Source organism: Arthrobacter psychrochitiniphilus (assembly GCF_003185915.1).
In the GTDB taxonomy this organism is placed as follows: domain Bacteria; phylum Actinomycetota; class Actinomycetes; order Actinomycetales; family Micrococcaceae; genus Specibacter; species Specibacter psychrochitiniphilus.
This window is the reverse complement of the sequence record NZ_QHLZ01000001.1, coordinates 559,995-579,671: the sequence shown is the minus strand read 5'-3', so window position 1 is coordinate 579,671 and position 19,677 is coordinate 559,995. Positions and strand designations below refer to the sequence as shown.

At 60.8% G+C, this 19,677-nt stretch carries 18 protein-coding genes; 6 read left to right on the top strand and 12 right to left on the bottom strand.

The window, feature by feature from the left end; translation table 11 throughout:
• Positions 1-38: 38 nt before the first annotated feature.
• The 5 genes from CVS29_RS02525 to CVS29_RS02505 all read right to left on the bottom strand — a co-directional run bounded on the left by CVS29_RS02525 (position 39) and on the right by CVS29_RS02505 (position 3,959).
• Positions 39-1,046, bottom strand: a complete 1,008-nt coding sequence (locus CVS29_RS02525; protein ID WP_110104728.1) for a 1-aminocyclopropane-1-carboxylate deaminase — start codon at positions 1,044-1,046, stop codon at positions 39-41.
• A gap of 276 nt (positions 1,047-1,322) precedes the next feature.
• Positions 1,323-1,787, bottom strand: a complete 465-nt coding sequence (locus tag CVS29_RS02520) for a hypothetical protein (protein ID WP_211315076.1) — start codon at positions 1,785-1,787, stop codon at positions 1,323-1,325.
• Positions 1,784-2,632, bottom strand: coding sequence for a cytochrome c biogenesis CcdA family protein (locus CVS29_RS02515; RefSeq protein ID WP_110104727.1), 849 nt, complete (start codon positions 2,630-2,632; stop codon positions 1,784-1,786). Before CVS29_RS02515 ends, CVS29_RS02520 begins: the two co-directional genes overlap by 4 nt.
• A 2-nt stretch (positions 2,633-2,634) precedes the next feature.
• Positions 2,635-3,375 carry a DsbA family protein gene (locus CVS29_RS02510; RefSeq protein WP_110104726.1) on the bottom strand — a complete coding sequence of 247 codons (741 nt, stop codon included), beginning with the start codon at positions 3,373-3,375 and terminating at the stop codon, positions 2,635-2,637.
• Positions 3,376-3,530: 155 nt separating this feature from the next.
• A complete protein-coding gene (locus CVS29_RS02505; RefSeq protein WP_146212970.1) occupies positions 3,531-3,959 on the bottom strand; it encodes a hypothetical protein in 429 nt (142 codons plus the stop codon).
• 473 nt (positions 3,960-4,432) lie between these two features.
• On the opposite strand from CVS29_RS02505, the gene CVS29_RS02500 reads away from it, so the two are divergent.
• The 3 genes from CVS29_RS02500 (at position 4,433) to purN (ending at position 6,818) form a co-directional block, all read left to right on the top strand.
• The gene (locus CVS29_RS02500; protein ID WP_038467205.1) at positions 4,433-4,636 is read left to right on the top strand and encodes a cold-shock protein; all 204 of its coding nucleotides are present in this window, start codon (positions 4,433-4,435) and stop codon (positions 4,634-4,636) included.
• A 261-nt stretch (positions 4,637-4,897) separates the two neighbouring features.
• Positions 4,898-6,220 (top strand): cell division protein PerM, encoded by a 1,323-nt coding sequence (locus tag CVS29_RS02495; RefSeq protein ID WP_110104724.1) that lies wholly within the window; start codon positions 4,898-4,900, stop codon positions 6,218-6,220.
• A gap of 34 nt (positions 6,221-6,254) precedes the next feature.
• The gene (gene purN, locus CVS29_RS02490; protein ID WP_110104723.1) at positions 6,255-6,818 is read left to right on the top strand and encodes a phosphoribosylglycinamide formyltransferase; all 564 of its coding nucleotides are present in this window, start codon (positions 6,255-6,257) and stop codon (positions 6,816-6,818) included.
• A gap of 72 nt (positions 6,819-6,890) precedes the next feature.
• Here the strand turns inward: purN and CVS29_RS02485 are convergent, their stop codons facing one another.
• The 6 genes from CVS29_RS02485 to CVS29_RS02460 form a co-directional block, all read right to left on the bottom strand.
• Entirely contained in the window at positions 6,891-7,514 is a 624-nt protein-coding gene (locus tag CVS29_RS02485) for a DedA family protein (protein ID WP_110104722.1), read from the bottom strand.
• A gap of 115 nt (positions 7,515-7,629) precedes the next feature.
• Complete coding sequence (locus CVS29_RS02480) at positions 7,630-7,932, bottom strand: hypothetical protein (RefSeq protein WP_110104721.1); 303 nt, start codon at positions 7,930-7,932, stop codon at positions 7,630-7,632.
• 145 nt (positions 7,933-8,077) lie between these two features.
• The gene (locus CVS29_RS02475; protein ID WP_110104720.1) at positions 8,078-9,430 is read right to left on the bottom strand and encodes an MFS transporter; all 1,353 of its coding nucleotides are present in this window, start codon (positions 9,428-9,430) and stop codon (positions 8,078-8,080) included.
• A gap of 13 nt (positions 9,431-9,443) precedes the next feature.
• A complete protein-coding gene (locus CVS29_RS02470) occupies positions 9,444-10,556 on the bottom strand; it encodes a serine hydrolase domain-containing protein (protein WP_110104719.1) in 1,113 nt (370 codons plus the stop codon).
• A gap of 56 nt (positions 10,557-10,612) precedes the next feature.
• Positions 10,613-11,551 carry an N-acetylmuramic acid 6-phosphate etherase gene (murQ, locus tag CVS29_RS02465; protein WP_110104718.1) on the bottom strand — a complete coding sequence of 313 codons (939 nt, stop codon included), beginning with the start codon at positions 11,549-11,551 and terminating at the stop codon, positions 10,613-10,615.
• A 56-nt stretch (positions 11,552-11,607) separates the two neighbouring features.
• Positions 11,608-13,179, bottom strand: coding sequence for a glycoside hydrolase family 3 protein (locus CVS29_RS02460; RefSeq protein WP_110104717.1), 1,572 nt, complete (start codon positions 13,177-13,179; stop codon positions 11,608-11,610).
• A 77-nt stretch (positions 13,180-13,256) separates the two neighbouring features.
• On the opposite strand from CVS29_RS02460, the gene purH reads away from it, so the two are divergent.
• Positions 13,257-14,924, top strand: a complete 1,668-nt coding sequence (purH, locus tag CVS29_RS02455; protein WP_179442365.1) for a bifunctional phosphoribosylaminoimidazolecarboxamide formyltransferase/IMP cyclohydrolase — start codon at positions 13,257-13,259, stop codon at positions 14,922-14,924.
• A 236-nt stretch (positions 14,925-15,160) separates the two neighbouring features.
• Here the strand turns inward: purH and CVS29_RS02450 are convergent, their stop codons facing one another.
• A complete protein-coding gene (locus tag CVS29_RS02450; RefSeq protein WP_110104715.1) occupies positions 15,161-15,664 on the bottom strand; it encodes a ferritin in 504 nt (167 codons plus the stop codon).
• 218 nt (positions 15,665-15,882) lie between these two features.
• Between CVS29_RS02450 and CVS29_RS02445 the strand changes: the two genes are divergently transcribed.
• On the top strand, positions 15,883-18,105 hold the full coding sequence (locus tag CVS29_RS02445) for an NADP-dependent isocitrate dehydrogenase (RefSeq protein ID WP_110104714.1): 2,223 nt from the start codon (positions 15,883-15,885) through the stop codon (positions 18,103-18,105).
• Positions 18,106-18,391: 286 nt separating this feature from the next.
• On the top strand, positions 18,392-19,627 hold the full coding sequence (locus CVS29_RS02440) for a branched-chain amino acid ABC transporter substrate-binding protein (protein ID WP_110104713.1): 1,236 nt from the start codon (positions 18,392-18,394) through the stop codon (positions 19,625-19,627).
• Positions 19,628-19,677 lie beyond the last annotated feature (50 nt).

The window sequence follows — 19,677 nt, the reverse complement described above, 5'->3', positions numbered from 1 at the left end:
GACCCTTGCGCGCCCGGAGTTCCACCTGCTGGATTGACTTAGCGAAAGAGTCCGCTGTAAGCGTTCAGTGCGAGCTGGCCACCGAGGTGGGCGTAGAGAACATTGCTGGTCTCGGGAATGTCCTTGCTCTTGACCAGATCAATGAGCCCGGCCATGGACTTGCCCTCATACACGAGGTCAATAATCATGGCCTCGAGAGAGCCGGAGAGGCGGATGGCTTCCATGGTTGATTCAACCGGGATGCCGTAATAATCCCCAGCCCAGCCCTCAAGGACTGTGATTTCGTCATCGCGCAGTTCCCGGCCCAAACCGATCAACTCTGCCGTATGCCGGGCGATCCGGGCCACCTGTGCACGGGTCTTTTCGATCGTGGCAGAGGCGTCGATGCCGATGACCCGGCGGGGCTTGTCCTGGCCGGCGAACCCGGCGATCATCCCGGCATGGGTGGAACCGGTGACGGTGCAGACAATAATGGTGTCGAAGAAGACGCCAAGGTCCTTTTCCTGCTGCTCCACTTCATAGGCCCAGTTGGCGAAGCCCAGCCCGCCTAAGTGGTGCTCGGAGGCACCTGCCGGGATGGCGTACGGCTTACCGCCTGCTTCTTCAACCTCAGCAATGGCTTGTTCCCAACTGGAACGGATGCCGATGTCGAAGCCGGCATTGTCCAAAGTAACCTCGGCACCCATGATGCGGGAGAGCAGGATGTTACCGACCCGGTCGCTGAGGGGATCGGCCCAGTCAACCCAATTCTCCTGAACGAGGCGGGCTTTCATGCCTAGCTTTGCAGCGACGGCTGCAACTTGGCGGGTGTGGTTGGATTGGTACCCGCCAATGGAGACAAGCGTGTCCGCTCCCTGGGCAATGGCGTCCGGGACAATGTACTCCAGCTTGCGGGTCTTGTTGCCTCCGAAGGCCAGGCCACTGTTCACATCCTCTCGCTTGGCCCAGATCTTCGCGCCACCCAAGTGCTCACTCAAGCGTGGCAGCTCATGGATGGGGCTGGGGCCGAAGGTCAAGGGGTAGCGCTCAAAGTCTGTGATTGCCATGGTGGATGAACTTTCTATGAGGAAAAGTACGGCTTGAAGGTTCTGCAAGATCAATGTGCAGCATGCAATATATTGCACCGCACTGACGGCGAACTGTCAAGCCACTTCAGAGGTGTGCATCACAGCCCCTGGACCCTGATCCGTTTGAGAGCTCAGGGAATGGTGATGTCAGGCCACGCTGACGCTGTTGCCTACGTACCTACCCCTGGCTCACCCAGCGCAAGGAGATTCCCGGCGTCGTACTTCACTACCAAGCACGACGCCGGGAACCCCGGTTTACGCTGGGACCGGCACCGTGCACGCATTCTCCTGCGAGATCCGGCGCAATAAGGCCCAGAGGAGCAGCCCAAGAGAGAGCAGGGCCAGGACCGGCTGGACGGGTTCAAAGAACGTTATAGCACCAGAAGAGCCCAGAGCCAGCAGCACCATCTTGTTGCACACAGGGCAGCCCACGGCGAAGAACGTCAGCAACGATGCGAAGACGCCGGACTTATTGGTGGCGCCCGTACGGGGTATGGGGGAGGCAACATAGGTGGCCACCAGCAGCCCTGTCAGTAGAGAGCTGATGCCCAGGGCCGTGTAAGACCACCAGGTTGGCGGGATCTCGCGGCTAAAGAAGGTATTGGGGATCAACACCGTGGGGATGGCAACAAGAACGTAAACCAGCGCCGCCACTGCCGCCCCGGTGAGCCAGCGCCGCAGCGGCCACGTGCGCAGGTTCCCCGCAACGGTGATCATCATGGGCGCTCCTGTGCCGGAGCCGGGCTCGCGGCACTTTCCGCCCGCCGAGACCGCCACCAATAGAGTCCGCCTGCGAGCAACAAGAGTACTAATGCCGCCCCTGCAAACCACATATTGGAGATACCCGCGGCAAAGCTCACCACCGCGGACTCAGCCTCGAACTGGGCGTCAATGGTCAGCGCACCACCTAGTGAGGAGGTGCCCTGCGTAGCTAGAAGCAGCACACCGATTCCTATTGACAACAGGCCCGAGATTGCCATCCAGATGGAGTTTTCCCACGGGCCAATCCTGAAGCGGCGCGGTTTCAGCCAGCCCCGTGTGCCGAGCCCCAGGCGCGTCCACAGCAGTGACAGTAGCAGCAGCGGCAAGGCCATGCCGAGGGCAAAAATTGCCAGCATAATCCCGCCATAGAGTGGATTTCCGCCCGTCGCGGCCACCGCCAGCACCGAGCCAAGGATGGGACCGGCACAGACCCCGGCCACGCCGTAGACCGAGCCCAGCACAAAAACGGATACCGCTGAGGTCCCGTCAGTACCAGCGCGCCGGCTTAGCCCGGGAAATTCCACCCCCACGAGTTGGAGGATGCCGATCACAATGACTACCCCAGCGGCAACGCTGATCAGCGCCGTCCGGTTCTGAAGAACGAGTGAACCGAGCAGTCCTGCCAATAGCCCCAGCGGGACCAGTGTTGTTAGCAAACCGGCATAAAACAGTGCTGTGCGCCCCAGCAGCTTTGTAGGGCTGGCGAAGGCGTAAGCGAAGAACGCCGGTAGGAGCATGACAGAACAAGGGCTCAGCAGGGTCAGTATCCCGCCCAGAAACGCTCCCGTATAGCCAATATCCACGGCTACTTGGCCTTGGCTAGGGCGGCATCAATCACTTCGGAGAAGACCTCCATGGGTTGGGCGCCGGGGATCGCCTCATTATTGATGACAAAGGTAGGGGTGCTGTTCAGGCCCAGCGCCGTTCCTTCGGATAGATCGGCCTTGACCAGGGCCAACAACTCGGGGCTTTTGCTATCCGCGGAGAACTTTGCCAGATCAGGCACCCCTGCCTTCTGCGCGAACTTCAGTAGCTCTGCTTCGCTGAGTTCGGCCTTGCCTTTTTCCGGGGCGCCGGCGTAAACGGCCTGGTTGAACTCCCAGAACAAGCCCTGCTCACCTGCGGCGCGGGCAGCAACGGCCGCATTCACCGATGCCTCACCCAGCACCGGCAAATCACGCCATTCAATACGCAATTGCCCCGAATCAACATACTTCTGGATGATTTCCGGCTGGGTCTTGCGCGCGTAGACACCACAGAATGGGCAGCGGTAATCCGAATATTCGATCATGACTACCGGGGCATCCACGGCGCCCAGCGCCATCGGATCGCCGGAAATGCGCCGCTCAAGCTTGACGTCAGGGGCCTGCTCGGCGGCTGGCAGGTTTGATTCGCCAAGCGCGTTGGAGCCAGTACCTGCCGGTTTTAGGCGGTTCTCATTGGCCGCAGCGCCGGCAAAAACTATTGCCAAGATAACAACGGCGCCCAACACCAGCGCTAAAACAACATTCCGGGTCTTTTTGGTACTCGTCTTTTGGGTATTCATCTAAAAAACTTTCAGGATCGTATCAGCAGCGCACATTCGCAGGCACTGGAAAGTGTGCCCGGTGGCAGTGCGCCACGGGAAAACATCAGGACAGGCTCAACGCCGGACACCCGCCGCTGGCATTAATGCTGGCGTAGGAGTTGGCGCACCCTTGTCTACGTCCTTACGATCCCGAGATCCAGATGGCTCAAAGCCGCTGGTATCCGTCCGAGGAACTGCTGGGCAGCACCGTCCACGAGGAGGCGGTGGGGGAGGGGGGAGCCAAAAGATCCGCGAGGTGATTGCAACTGAACCAGGTTGGGGGAGACCGCATGGCTTTCCAGGCGAACCTTCTTGTGCCCGGGTTTACATTCTGGGGAGAGCTGATTAAGGGTATTGAGGATCCCGCGGGTGTTAAGGGCAGCAGTGGTGGCTGCTGTGATCTGTTGCTCTGCCGCGGGGCTCACTGCAATTGTTTGCATGCCAGGCGATGCTTGGGCACCGGTGCAGCCTATGACCACCAGTGTCATGGAGCCCAGTGCCAGGAGGAGAGCCATCAAGAGTGCCGGGAATGTTCCGGGGACTCGCGAGCTGAAACTGCGCATCTGATCCCCCTCACTGTTCTCAACATCAGCCAAGTGATGGCTTCACTATCCTCGGGCCCACTATACGGGTGCCGGCACTAGTAGCCGGGTGCCGGCGCAGTGTGTGGCCAAGGTGCTCTGTTTGGCCACAAAGATTGGCAGCCAGATCAATATTTCACGAATATGACAAGTGAAGACGAAGTGAACAATGAGTGCCGCGTCACGGAAGAAGGCCTATTTCTTCCCGGAAAATCAACGATTTGCGAATATTTGCGGCCCGCCCCAAGGCGCTAAGTGACACACCTCTCAGCTCTTAGTGGCTTTTGGGTAATAGGTATGTATACTTGGACGTAGTTGTAGTGTTGCGTTTTTTGTAGTTGAAGCGACGCCATCCTTTAGGGGAAGACGTCGCTTTTCTGGAGAAGCGGACTTACACCGTACACGGAGGCCCGAAGGTCGGGCGGAATCTCCAACTTCAGAAGGAAATAGAAATAATGGCAACAGGTACCGTCAAGTGGTTCAACGCTGAAAAAGGCTTCGGCTTCATCTCTCCCGATGACCAGTCCCAGGACGTTTTCGCGCACTACTCCGCGATCAACTCCTCAGGCTACCGCTCCCTCGAAGAGAACCAGAAGGTTTCCTTCGATGTTGAGCAGGGTCCCAAGGGTCCTCAGGCAGTCAACATCCAGGCTATCTAATTCTAAAGAACATTTGCGGGTAACCGCATTTTTCTTTAGCCTTTAGGGCTTGAACAAATAAGGTCCGGATTATCCCGGGCCTTATTTGTGTTTAAGGAGCGGAACGTGAACCGGCCCCCAGCGCCGGGGTCCCAGGGCGTAGGGTCCCAGAGTGTAGGGCCGAGTTCCCCAGACAAAGTGAGGATGCACTGAACACTTTTTGCCAGCCAACCCAGTGCCGCTAACTAGGTATCTGCCCGCCATGTGGCACCATTGAAGACGATGAACAGCACAGCGGACAAGCGAAAACGCCACGGAATACCCATGCCGCTCTGGCTGCAGGGGGCCTTTGAAGCTGCACAAATGTTCGTCATCTCGGCGCTGATCGTGGCCGTTCCGGTGGCGGCCACCTGGTGGGCGGGCGGCTTTGCGCAACGGGACGCCTCAGCGGTAGCCCAGTTGGCGGGCCAGATCTGGTTACTGGGCCACGGTGTGCCTTTGCACCTGACCATGACCAATGGCCCCAGCTCGGCCTCAGTAGAGACTGGGACCTTTACTCTGCTGCCACTCGGTTTGGCCCTGATTCCTTTCCTGCTTTCCTGGCGTGCAGGCGGGCGTTTGGCTCGCGCCTCCTACACCGACCAACTCTGGCAGCCGGTATTCAGTGCCCTCGCTGTCTACGCTGCGGCTGGCCTGGCCACCGGATTTGTTTGCAGCTCGCTGGAAATCAGCGTAGGCCTCATTCCCAGCATGTTGGTGCCACTCATTCCTGCAGGAGCCGGGCTCATCATCGGATCCAGGCTTGAGGCCGGATCATGGGGCAGGCTCATTGGTGTCAATGCTGCGCACTGGATTTCCAAGACTAGCCAAGATCAGCGCTGGGCGGGATCGTATGTGGCCTCGGTAATCCGAGCCGGTTTTGTGGCGTCCATGGCCGCCCTCTCACTCTCAGCCTTATTACTGACCATCAACCTCGTGGCGAGGTGGAGTGACATTGTTTCCGTCTATCAGGCGTTGCGGCCCGGTGCTGTGGGAGGCGCTGCCTTGACGCTGGCCCAATTAGGATTCATGCCCAACCTGGCGATCTGGACGTTGGCATGGGCCGGGGGCGACGGCTTCTCCTTGGGTGTTGGTTCCACAGTTTCACCCCTGGGCACCAGCGTGGCCCCGGTGCCGCCCATTCCCTTGCTGGCGGCCTTGCCTACCGGTGAGCTGGGATGGGGCTTTGCCGCCCTCATCATCCCCGTCCTGGCCGGCCTCTTGGGTGGTTGGTGGTTTGTCCGGGCCGGTGAAAACCATTTTGATGAGTGGCTCTCCTTGAAGGTACGCCAGCGCTGGCTCTCACTGCCCGCCTCCACCATCTTTCTCGGTGCAGTGATAGGTACCGTTTCCGCGATTGTTTGCGGCATCCTTTTCTGGATCTCACAAGGCTCCGCCGGGATCGGGCGGTTCTCCCAGCTGGGTCCGGATCCGCTAACTGCCGCCCTGTGGGTAGGGGCTGAAATAGCAGCTGGTGTCATCATCGGTTCCCTGGCAGGACCCTGGCTGGAAGGGGACCACCCGTCCATGGGTCTGCCCCAGCGCCGCCACGCTGGCACCGAATAGGGCTAGCCCGCGCCGTGCCCCTAAAATTGAGGGCATGCGCATAGTTGTCTTAGTATCCGGAACCGGTTCAAATCTGCAATCTGTCATTGACGCCGTCGCCAATGGCAGCCTGCCCTTAGATATTGCGGCAGTGGGCGCGGACAGGCCCGGCACCCTCGGCGTGGAACGTTCCGCGTCCGCCGGACTGGAAACTTTTGTGGTCAACTTCAAGGACTACTCTGCCCGCACCGAATGGGACGCCGCGCTTTTGGAGAAGGTGGCTTCTTATGCGCCCGATTACGTGATTTCCAGCGGCTTCATGCGCATTGTGGCACCCGGGTTCATCAACGCCTTTGAGGGCCGCTACGTCAACACCCACCCTGCCCTACTGCCGTCATTCCCAGGTGCCCATGGGGTCCGCGATGCCATGGCCTACGGCGTTAAAGTGACGGGCTGTACCGTGCACTTCGCGGACGCGGGTGTGGATACCGGCCCCATCATTGCCCAAACCCCCGTGGCAATCCTGCCCGAAGATACCGAAGATTCACTGCACGAGCGCATCAAAGTGGCCGAGCGCGAGCTGCTCATCCAGGTGCTCGCAGACCTGGCCCGTGCCTAGATCTGCGTCCACGCAAGCTGGCCCGCGCCTCCGGCCCGGGTTGATGAAGTAGCCATTGCCTGTAAGAGGTTCTTAGGGAGCCAAGCTGGGAGCATCCTTGGCGTTCTTACGGTCCAGTAACCAGCTGGAGACTTTGCCAATCAACCAGCCAAGGATCAAGGAAAAGACGATCGCCAAGACCACGGCAAGTTGGGTTGAGATCTCGGGCCACTGCTGGGTGAGCATGCCGATCCCCACCGAGTACAGTGACCAGATGATGCCAGAGACCGCCGAAAAAGCCGTGAAAGAACGCAACGGGTACTTGGCCGCTATCGCGGCAATATTGGAGGAGAGCCTGCCCAGTGGAATGAAGCGTGAGGTCAGCATGAACATGTACGGGCGGCTCCGGAGCCTGCGCGTAGCTGCCTCCACGGCCCGGTCACGCCGCGGCCCGCTAGCGCTACCCCACCGTGTGGCGCCCATCAATTTGGTGAGCCAATAGGTCAGCAAGTCTCCGGCAACTGCCCCGGTCAGCATGGCCAGCACCAGCGGAAGTGCTCGGGGTCCGCCGTCGAGCTCCGCCACGGCGCCCAAGGCAACGAACACAGTGGTACTGGGGACCGGCGGGATGAGGGCTGAGACCATGACGAATCCGCCGCCCAGCAGGTAGACCCAGATGCTCGAGAGGAAGCCGGTGGTATCGGCTGCGAGATCCATGGGATCCTTTTCGTTTGAAGATCACCGCTTAGAGGCGGTTGTACCTAAAAAGTGTACGGCCTTTGTGGAATCTAAGGTTTACTGCTCGCGGCTGCTATGCCCTGGACAGGGGGCGTTATTTCTTGCTGCGGCCAAAGACCAGTGAGGCAACAGCCGTTGCAGCTGTAACCGTGTACACGGCAGGCCAGGAACCCATCTTCTTGGCCAGAGGGTGGGAGGCGCCAAAAGCCAGCACGTAAGTGGCGGTCAAGGCCGTGGCGGTTCCCGTCCCAGCGTTTTTCTTCCAGCCCAGGAAGGCCGCGGCACCTGCCACCGCCAGAACGGCGCCGCCCAGCTGCCGGTTCTTCGTGGCCCTAGCTATCTGGTAACCGCCAAGCAGTCCGGCAGTGGAGAAAACAGTGGGAAGCAACGCGCTCATGGTGATCCTTACTCAGTGGGAATGCACGGTTGGCACTAGAATACCGGGTGAAAGTGAGGGAACGCTGAAGACCCTTGAACCGAGGGAGGGAATGAACTCAGGGAGGGGAGTTCGCCGCAGGGGGAGGCTTTCGCCGCTGCACGGCTTAGTCCAGTGCTGCGCCCCTGGTCTCCGGAGCTGAGAAGGCCATCCAGATGACTGCTAGCAACACCAGCCCACCGGTCAGGGCGAACGTCAGCGGCAGGCCCAGCACTGGCCACAGAATAGACCCGAAGATCAACGGCACCAGCCCGGCGCCCACTCGTGAAATGGTGGAGGCCCAGCCAAAACCGGTTGCGCGAAGATGGGTTGGGTACAGTTCCGAAACGTAGGTGTAGAGAACGGGTATGGCCACCTGGATGACAAAACCAAACACCAACAGCCAGATCGCAGAGGCCACGGGCGCATCCAGTACCAGCGCAAAAATTACCAGCGAGAGTGCGGCCAGCGGTCCCGTAATGGCAAGGATCCACTTGCGCCCCAGCCGCTCCACGAGCAGGGCGGCCGCCACCACACCGAGCAGGCCAATGCCCGTCATGGAAGCTGTGGCCATGAACGCCTTGTTTTCCGCGTATCCTGTGGACACCAAAATTGAGGGCATCCATGTCAGCGCGCCGTAGTACACCAGCAAAATTGTCAGGAATAGTGACCACGCAACGCCGGTGATGCGCCAGTTGAAGCGCCACAGCCCGGCCAGCTGATCCGTGACCTTGCCCAAGGAAAGCTTTGGAGCAGCGGCCGGGTCAGGCAAAACCCACGGGCCCACTGTGGCCCCGGTCCGCTTGATCAAGGAATCAATGACGGCCTTCGCCTCCGCCGGACGTCCGGCGCGCACCAGAAACAGCGGTGATTCCGGGATGCCCGTACGTACCCAGAACACCAGTAGTGCCGGCAACACCATGATCAGCATCAGGAAGCGCCAGTCGCCAAACCATGCCATCAACAGAGCAGAAACCACGCCGCACAGGGAAGCGCCGATGGGCCACCAGGCGTCCATGGCCGTCAGTACCCGTCCCCGGTGCTTGCGCGGGGTGAACTCACCTACCAGTGCATAGTCCACGGGGATGCAGCCGCCCAATCCAAAGCCGGCCATGAAACGGAACACGCAAAACAGCACAATCTCATTCGAGAACGCGCCCAGTACCGTGAACACCGAGAAAATCAGCAGAGTCAGGGTGAACGCCTTCTTGCGCCCAATGATGTCCGCAATGGATCCCCAGGCGAAGGCACCCACGGCCATGCCGATCAAGTTGGCTGTGCCAATCCACGCCGCCTGTCCGGTGCTGAGTCCCCATTCCTTAGACAAGAGCGGAATTAAGAAGCCATTGAGTGTGACATCCCAGGCATCGAACATGAAGCCGAGCCCGCCAATGAGAAAAATACTGCCCTGCACTCGCCAGCGCCACGGCAGTTCCTGCACAACACGATCGCCGGTTAAGAGCTCGGTGGTGGAATTCATGGTGCCTTTCGAATCACTGGGCAAAAGAGTAGACGAGCTCGGACACAGCCTGGCGCAGCTCCGTTGCATCTGAGCCGTCCCGGCTGGGGTTGACCCGGTTGCTGAGCAGGGAGATCACCAACCCCGCCTCCTGATCCACCAGGAGGGAGGTGCCGGTGAATCCAGTATGCCCGCGAGCCTGCGTACCCGCAGCCCCCATCCACGGCTGCTCGTTGATGCGCAGGCCCAGACCCTGGCCGAAACCGGGACCGGCTACCTTGAAGTGCTCTGCGAGTATTCCGGGCAGCTGATCCCGCCACATTTCGGCGGCCAATCCGGGGGAGAGGATGCCCGGCAGGCCGTTCAGCAACGCCGTGCCGAAAACACGCAGCCCATCCGCCGTGGCAAACATGCCGGCGTTTCCGCTGAGCCCGGCCAAAGACCACGCCGCCTCGTCATGCACAATCCCGCGCACCAGCCCGCGTCCCAGCTCCGGTTGATACTCGGTGGGGGCGCATTGCTCAATGCGCGGACTTCCGGTGATGCCGTGGGTGGGCAGCTGGTACAGGACCCGCTCTTTCACCAACTGTGCCCACGGGGTTTTTGTCACCCGCTCGGCCAGTACCATGATCGTGTTGAATCCGGCGCAGGAATACTCGTACCGGGTCCCCGGCGGGGCGGTGAGCGGCGTGGTCAGCAGATCCGCAATGAGTTCCTTGCGCTGAAATCCGTTCCCGTCTGATATCGCTGTGTGCCAGCCCCGCCACTGCGCCGGCAGGCCCGAGGTGTGGGTGAGCAGATGCCGCAGCGTCACCGTGGACTTTTCCCCGGCCGCATAAGCGCGAAGATGCCGGCCAATGGGCGCATCCAGAGCCAGCCGCCCATCATTGACAAGGGCTAGCACCGTGGCCGTGGTGAACAGTTTCGTGACCGAGGCCAGATCAAAGAAGGTGCCGCGGGTGGCTTGGCCCGCTGTCAGGACGGGCAGTTCAATCCCGCCCGCTCCGCCGCTGTCATTTCCGCTGCCTTGATGGAGTACGACGGCGCAGGCCACTGCGGGTGCCACCCCGTCCCTGACGCTTGCCTCGAGCAGGCGTTGGAGCCGGCTGCGCAGCTCCGTTGCGAAGTGCGGGTGAGAGGGGCTCATGGTGGGTGCCTCCAATCGGACTCGGGTGGTGAAAGGGATGCTGAGAGAAGAAGTGCTTACTGGTTGCCGGCCTCGATGGCGGCTGGTAAGAAACCGGCATTCTTTGCCAGCAGGGAGAGGGCCTGATCTGCGGGCAGGCCCGTCATGATCGAGAGGATCGCAGCCTTCACATGACCATGGGCCGCGGTGAGGGCAGCTGAGGCTGTGGCAGCATCGGCGCCGGTGACGTGCATCAGGGTCCGCTCGCTGCGTGCATGGAGCTTGGCATTGGTGGCGCGCAAGTCCACCATGACGTTTTTATAGGTCTTGCCGAGACGGACCATGGTGATGGTGCTGATCATGTTCAACACCAGCTTTTGGCAGGTTCCGGACTTCAGCCGGGTGGAACCAGCCAAGAATTCCGGACCCACCTCGATCTCCAAGGCGGTGTGGGCCGCGGCACCGAGGGGGGAGCCATTGTTGCAGGCGAATCCCACGGTGTATGCGCCCTCTGCACGTGCGGCTCGGATGGCGGCGATGACGTAGGGGGTGCGGCCGGAGGCGGCCATACCCACAACGGAATCGTTGGCGGTCAGTTTCAGGGCTGCCATGTCCGCGGCTCCGCCCTCTTCACTGTCCTCGGCATTTTCAACGGCCTGGTTTACGGCTGCACTACCGCCAGCAATGACACCTACCACCAGGGAGGGGTCGGTGCCGAAGGTGGGCGGGCATTCGCTGGCATCCAGAATACCCATGCGTCCGGGCGTGCCAGCGCCAACGTAGATCAGACGCCCGCCGCGGGCCATGCGCGCAGCAACCTCATCAATGATGGAGGAGATGACGTGGTGGGCCTTTTCTATCGCGGCCGGAACCATCGCGTCTTCACTATTCATGGCCGCTACAAGCTCCTGGGTGGAGAGAGCGGCCAGATCCGGGTACTTCGGGTTGCTGGCTTCGGTGACGAGCTGGCCAATCTCAGCGCGGACGGCGTCGAAGGTGTTCTCAGGGGTGCTCACGGTGTTCTTCCTTGCGGGAGGGCGGTTAGTGCAGAGGGCCTAGGGCAGCCGCGGGGTTAAACGGTTTCCAGAACGCGGACCACGGCTTCGGCAGTGACGCGGCTAAAACCGTGGGCATGGAGGGCGGGGAACAGGGTGGGCTCAGCCGGTGCCAACCCGGCGTTGACGCACACCGCCTGCGGAGCCGTGGCGAAGACCAGTTCCAGAGTTTGTGCCTGCTCCGCAGATTCAAGTGAATCAACAAGAACCAGCACAGCTCCCCGGGCCTGCATCAGCGCCACTTCCAGTTCAGCGCTGGAGAGCTCGGTGGCGTTCACTGCGGTCACGGCGTAGTGGTGCAGCGCCGTGGCCAGGAAGTTCTCGGTGGGACCGGCCGCCATGTTGTGACCCGTGCGCGCATCCACCAAGGTGAGCACACCGGAGCCGGCGAGCACCGGTGTCTTGCCCAGCGAGCCGGAGCCTAGCGAGTCCGTGCGGGTGGCGCGGGCAGCGACGGAAACCCAGTCAACGGCGTCGTGCTTGTCCGCGGCAACCTCCCCGGCAGACCACTGCGCCAGGGCCTGAACGCGTCCGGCCGCACGGCGCAGGATGTCCACAGGCAGCCGTCCTGAGACCGCTGCGGCGTGCAGGGCGTCAAAGACCTCGGTATAGCAGGACTCATCATCGCGTCCCGTGGTGTAGGCGTTGAGCGGGTTGCCCACGCAGAGCAGATCGTTGCCGGCCAGGAGCGCCAGCACGCCGCCCTCGCCCGGGCCCACCGTTACACGCACGGCAGCCATGTCCAGCGCGTCGGTGATCAACACGCCGTCGAACCCCATCCCACGCAGCAGAGCGCTCGCCGCCGGAGTCAGAGTTGCCGGGGCCTCGCCCAACTCAGGGATGATGATGTGTGCGCTCATCATGGACGCCACACCGGCCTCCACGGCGGCACGGAATGGCGGCAGGTGGAACTGGGCCATTTCCGCCATGGTCAAATCCACACGGGCGGCGTCCATGTGGGAATCTGCAACAGTGTCCCCGTGACCGGGGAAGTGCTTGGCGCAGGCAGCCACACGCAGTTCCTGGATACCGCGGACGGCAGCGGCAGTATGCGCGCTGACCAAGGCGGTATCGGCGCCAAACGCGCGCACGCCGATGACAGGGTTGAGCGGGTTAGTGTTCACATCAGCCACCGGTGCAATGGTCAAGTTGATGCCTGCGTCGCGGCAGAGCTGGCCAATGGCGCGGCCCGCCGCCTCCGTTGTACTGAGTTCGTTGAGTGCTCCCAACGCCGCCGCCCCGGGGATGGTGGAGCCGTCACGGGACTGCAGGCGGGTGACATTGCCGCCTTCTTCATCCACACCGATCACAGCGTTCGGGTTGGCTGCGCGGATGGCGGCAGAGAGCGCAGAGACCTGCTCCGGGGAGTCCGGATCAATGTTGTGGCCAAAATAGACCACGCCGGCCAAACCGTTCTCGAGCGCCCGTTCCAGCCACTGTGGCACGGTTGTGCCAACAAAACCGGGGAGGATAACCGAGTTGATCAGGCGGTTAAGGTCCTCGGGCAACTGCCCTTCTACAGCAGGGGTGAGTCCTGCGGGGGAGGTTTGAGCGGGGGCCGGTGCGGTGAGCAGATCACTGGAAGTCATGATTGAGATCCTACCGGCGCTTACGTGGCCTAAACTTTATGTGTCGCCATCATCGAGCCACCTACGGAGATTTCAACGTGACCAGCGTTCCCCTTAACCGTGTTCCCATCCGCCGGGCATTGATCTCGGTCTACGACAAGACCGGTCTGGAGGAGTTGGCCCAGGGCCTGCACGCCGCCGGTGTAGCCATTGTTTCCACCGGGTCTACTGCCTCAAGAATCGCCGCAGCCGGTGTGCCCGTGACTGAAGTTTCAGAGGTGACAGGCTTCCAAGAATGCTTGGACGGCCGTGTGAAGACCCTGCACCCGCTGATCCACGCAGGCATCCTGGCTGACCGCCGCTTGCCGGACCACGTGCACCAGCTCGAAGAGATGAACATTGAGCCCTTCGATCTGGTGGTAGTGAACCTGTACCCGTTCGTGGACACCGTCAATTCTGGTGCCGGACAGGACGCCGTTGTTGAGCAGATTGATATTGGCGGGCCCTCCATGGTCCGCGCCGCCGCGAAGAACCACCCGTCTGTTGCTGTTGTGGTTGACCCCGCCCGCTACGGCGCCGTCATTGCCGCAGCGCAGGAAGGTGGCTTCACGCTCGCCGCACGCCAGCGCCTGGCCGCCGCAGCCTTTTCCCACACCGCCGCTTATGACAACGCTGTTGCTGCCTGGACCTCGGCCCAGTTCCTGGATGCGGACGGGGACGGCGTCATCGATTGGCCCGCCTACGCCGGCTACTCCCTGGAGCGTTCAGAGGTGCTGCGCTACGGTGAAAACCCGCACCAGCAGGCCGCGCTGTATGTGGACAAGGCTGCACCTGCCGGCATTGCCCAGGCGGACCAGCTGCACGGCAAGGCCATGAGCTACAACAACTTTGTTGACGCTGACGCCGCCCTGCGTGCCGCGTTTGATTTTGACGTACCGGCTGTGGCCGTTATCAAGCACGCCAACCCGTGCGGTGTGGCCGTTGCCTCCCCGGACGCCGTGGATCCCATTGCCGATGCCCACGCCAAGGCTCACGCCTGCGATCCGCTCTCAGCATTCGGTGGTGTGATTGCGGCCAACCGCACCGTCACCGCGGCCATGGCCCGCACCGTGGCCGGTATTTTCACCGAGGTTGTTATTGCCCCGGACTTCGAGCCCGAAGCAGTGGAGATCCTTTCGGCCAAGAAGAACATCCGCCTGCTGGCCCTGCCCGAAGGGTACGGCCGCTACCCGGCAGAGGTTCGCCAGGTTTCCGGCGGCATGCTGGTGCAGATGAGCGACAGGGTTGACGCCGAGGGCGATGACACCGCCAACTGGACACTCGCCGCAGGCGCCCCGGCCGATGCCGGGACCCTGGCTGATTTGAAGTTCGCCTGGACCGCAGTGCGTGCAGCCAAGTCCAACGCCATTCTGCTCGCCAACAACGGAGCCGCAGTGGGCATTGGCATGGGCCAGGTCAACCGCGTGGACTCCTGCAAACTGGCCGTTGAGCGTGCCAACACACTGGGCGTAACGGTGGAATCCGATGTTGACGGCGCCGGCGGTGCCTCAGGTGGCGAGGGTGCTTCGGCCCAGCGCTCCATCGGCGCGGTAGCCTCCTCCGACGCGTTCTTCCCGTTCGCCGACGGTTTGCAAATCCTGCTCGACGCCGGTGTCCGCGCCGTAGTCCAGCCCGGCGGGTCAGTGCGCGACGGAGAAGTGATTGAAGCGGCTAACGCTGCCGGGATCACCATGTACTTCACCGGTGCCCGGCACTTCTTCCACTAACCCATGGGCCTTGCATGGCTGTGGGAGCCGGGCGTTTTAGCCACGCTGATCATTGGCGCTGGCTCGCTGGTGTTCCTGGCCTTGCTGGTGGGAATTGTGATTAAGATGTGGCAGCGCTAGAACCTTAAAACGCTGCTATTTGATCCGTGCGTAATTCGATCCGTGAGCTTTGGCTGCTTTGAGCTGCTTTGAGTACTTCTAAGCCGCCAAAGCTCACGGCTGGTTCAGGGGGAGGGCTATTCGCTGGCCTCTTTGCGAGAGCCCAGCTCTGCATCTAGCCGCAGCAGACCGTTGCCATCTGTGCCGATCAACTTGACGCGGCCAATGATCTCACCGACGCTGGCTTCCTCTTCCAACTGCTCCTCAACGAACCAGTTCAGCAGCGGGATTGAATCAATATCACCTTCAGCCATGGCCAGGCGGTAAAGGTTGCGGATGGATTCGGAGACCTTCTGCTCGTGCGCCAGGGACGCTTCGAAAGCCTCCAGTACCGTGGTGGTGGTGACGTTGGGGGCCGTAATATCACCAATCTTGGGGGAGGCGTTACGGTCTGTCATATGGTTGGTGAACTTTTGTGCATGCACTAATTCCTCGGCTGACTGAGCCAAGAACCAGCCGGAGATGCCGGGCAAATCAAGCACATCCATTTCAATGGCGAGTTGGCGGTAAACCACCGAGGCCTGGATTTCCAGCGTAATTTGAGCGTTGATGGCGGTTGCGAGCTTCCCTATAAGTTCCATGTTCCCAAAGTAGCCTCAAGTGAGCCGCTGCGCACAGTAGATGAGCCTCACCTCACGCGGTGACTACGGTCTTTAGGGGCGGGGTGAATTATCCGTGTGCAGTCACCAAAAGGCGCCGATAGCGGGCAAACGCACTGTCTCGGGTAAGTTAGATACGGAAAGAAATCACACTAGATTCTTAAGTAATCCACTGAATTTTCGTAGGAGAGCGCTCACCCATGGCCAAAATCATCTACACCCTGACAGACGAAGCGCCCATGTTGGCCACGTACTCACTCCTGCCGATCGTTGAGGCGTTCGCCTCCACGGCAGGTGTTGATGTGGAGACTCGCGACATCTCCTTGTCCGGTCGCATCATCTCTGTCTTCGGCGACTACCTCGCCGAAGACCAGCGCATCGAAGACGCTCTAGCAGAACTGGGCGCATTGGCTAAGAGCCCGGACGCCAACATTATCAAGCTGCCCAACATCAGCGCCTCCATCCCGCAGCTAAAAGCCGCCATTGCCGAGCTGCAGGGCCAGGGCTTCGCCCTCCCCAGCTACCCGGATGACCCCTCCACGGATGAAGAAAAAGACATTCGCGCCCGTTACGACAAGATCAAGGGCAGCGCCGTTAACCCGGTGTTGCGCGAAGGTAACTCCGACCGCCGTGCGCCCCTCTCGGTCAAGAACTACGCCAAGGCCAACCCGCACAGCATGGGTGCCTGGAGCGCAGACTCCAAGACCAACGTTGCCACCATGGATGCGGGCGATTTCCGCCACAACGAGAAGTCCGTTGTGATCGAAGCTGATGACTCGATCAAGATTCAGTTCGTGGCAGCCGACGGCACCACCACCGTGCTGAAGAACTCCTTCCCGGTCCTCGCCAACGAAATTGTTGACGGTACTCTCATGAGCGCCGCAGCACTGGATGAGTTCTTGGCAGCACAGGTAGCGCGCGCCAAGGAAGAGGGCATCCTGCTCTCGGCTCACCTCAAGGCCACCATGATGAAGGTCTCCGACCCGATCATCTTCGGTCATGTTGTGAAGGCTTACTTCCCGGAACTGTTCGCCAACTACGGTGCAGCGCTTGCTGCTGCCGGCCTGAGCCCGAACAACGGCTTGGCATCCATCCTGAACGGCCTAGCTGATCTGCCGCAGGACGTTCGCGCCGGTGTTGAGGCTGCCATCAAGAGCGGCTACGAGAACGGCCCGGCCCTGGCCATGGTCGATTCCGACAAGGGCATCACTAACCTGCACGTGCCCTCGGACGTGATTGTTGACGCCTCCATGCCCGCCATGATCCGTACCTCCGGCCACATGTGGGGTGCCGACGGCGCCGAGCATGACACCTTGGCTGTTCTGCCTGACAGCAGCTACGCCGGGGTATACCAGGCCACGATCGAGGATTGCCGCGCACACGGCGCCTTCGATCCCACCACCATGGGCACGGTTCCCAACGTGGGCCTCATGGCTCAGGCGGCCGAGGAATACGGCAGCCATGACAAGACCTTTGAGCTCAGCGAAGCCGGCACCGTGCAGATCGTCAACGCAGCCGGCGACGTGCTGATCGCGCACAGCGTTGACGCCGGTGATATTTGGCGTGCCTGCCAGGTCAAGGACATCCCTGTCCGTGACTGGGTCAAGCTGGCCGTCACCCGCGCCCGAGCCTCCGCAACTCCCGCCGTGTTCTGGCTGGATGAGACCCGCGCCCATGATTCCAACCTGATCGTGAAGGTCAACGAGTACTTGAAGGACCACGACACCGATGGCCTGGACATCCAGATCATGTCACCCGAGAAGGCAACCACCTTCACCCTGGAGCGCATCCGACGCGGCGAAGACACCATCTCCGTCACCGGTAACGTTCTCCGCGATTACCTGACAGACCTGTTCCCGATCCTGGAATTGGGCACCAGCGCCAAGATGCTCTCCGTTGTTCCGCTGATCGCTGGCGGTGGCCTGTTCGAGACCGGTGCCGGTGGCTCTGCTCCCAAGCACGTCTCGCAGCTCGTAAAGGAAAACCACCTGCGCTGGGATTCACTCGGAGAATTCTTGGCTCTGGCCGTCAGCTTCGAGCACCTCGCGGTGACCGAAGGCAACGCCCGCGCACAGATCCTGGCCGACACCTTGGACCGCGCCACCGGCACGTTCCTGCTTCAGGACAAGTCCCCAAAGCGCAAGGTTGGCCAACTCGACAACCGTGGCAGCCACTTCTACCTGGCCAAGTTCTGGGCGCAGGAACTGGCGAGCCAGAGCGTGGACGCCGAGCTGGCTGCAGCTTTCGCCGCAGTGGCAACTGAGCTAAGCGCCAACGAGGACGCCATCATCGCCGAACTCGCCGCCGTGCAGGGAACCGCCGTTGATCTGGGTGGCTACTACCGCCCCGATTCAGCCAAGGTTGCCGCTATCATGCGCCCCTCGGCCCTTCTGAATGCCGCCATCTCAACACTGGCTGGCTAAACCACTGGCTGGCTAGGCCACCGTGGCTCGATTGGCTCGAGAACCGCTGTCGCAGCAATCAACCCGCCTCTTTTGGAGGCGGGTTTTTTGTTTTTGGGCAGTGTGAGATTCTTGCCGGGGACGCGCCGTCGTGCCTTTATGGCGCAATAAAAGATCCGTTATCAGATCTTTACGCAGTAATGTGTCGTAGATCACGTACTGCGGAGTAGGGTCGAGTCACTGAGCCATTGGCTACGTGTAACGACGGCGTTGCACGGCTGATGATGCGCATCCGGAAGGCGAATACATGAATCGCAAGAAAGTTATGACAACGTTGGCGACGGTGGCCACCATGGGGCTGCTGCTTAGCGGTTGCGCCAATCAGGCTGCACCGGAGGGCGGAAGTTCCTCGGCTGCAGGCAGTAGCTCGGCCGTTGATATTCCCGCGCTGACCTCCATTGAAACACCCAAGAATGCCGTTCTGCCGGCAGGGGATGGCAAGGCCAAATGCCCAGCCACCACCACCTTGGCCTATATTGGCGCACAGACGGGCGCCAACGCACAACTTGGCATCAACATTTTCCAAGGTATTCAGCTCGCCATCAATGAGCACAATGCGGCCAACCCGGACTGCCAGGTAGCGTTCAAGAAGTTTGATACTGAAGGGGACCCGAATAAGGCCACCGGCCCCGTCACGCAGGCCACCAAGGAAGAGAGCATTATTGGTGTTGTTGGGTTGCCGTTCTCCGGTGAGTCCAAAGCAACAGGTAATATCTTCGAACAAGTCAAGATGGTCCACATCACCCCGGCAGCTACCAACCCTGGTCTGACCGAGAACGGCTGGACAACGTTCTTCCGCGGCCTAGGCAATGACGCAGTCCAGGGACCGGCAGCAGCGAAGTTCATGACGGGCAAGCTTGGAGCTAAAAAGGTTTATCTGGTCCAAGATGACTCCGAATACGGAATTGGTTTGGGCAAGACCACCTCGGATGCTTTGGGGGATGCCCTGATTGGCACCGACAAGGTCACCCAGGGTCAGAAAGACTTCTCGGCCACGATCTCCAAGATCATGAACTCCAACGCAGACGCAGTCTTCTATTCCGGTTACTACGCTGAGGGTGCGCCATTTGATCAGCAGTTGGTGGCCAAGGGCTACACGGGGACATTTGTTGGTCCGGACGGTTTGAAGGATGACCAGTTCATCAAGCAGGCAGGTGATGCTTCGAAGAACGCCTTCTTCACCTGCCCTTGCATTCCGGGTGAGTTGATCCCTTCGTTCGCCAAGGCGTACAAGTCATTGACAAACATGGATCCGGGCACGTATTCCATTGAGGGCTACGACGCCACCACAGTTCTGTTAGCTGGCATTGATGCAGGCAACCAAGACCGGGCAAGTCTGCTGGACTGGGTGAAGAACTACGATGCTGATGGTTTGAGCAAGCACTACAAGTGGAATGACAAGGGCGAGCTGCAGGCTCCGACTGTTTACGGTTACAAGGTGGAGAACGGCAAGATCGTTCCCATTGGTCCCATCGGGGAGTAATTCTGCAAAGTGAGGATGCTGTGGGTTGGGTAAAACCGGCCCACAGCATT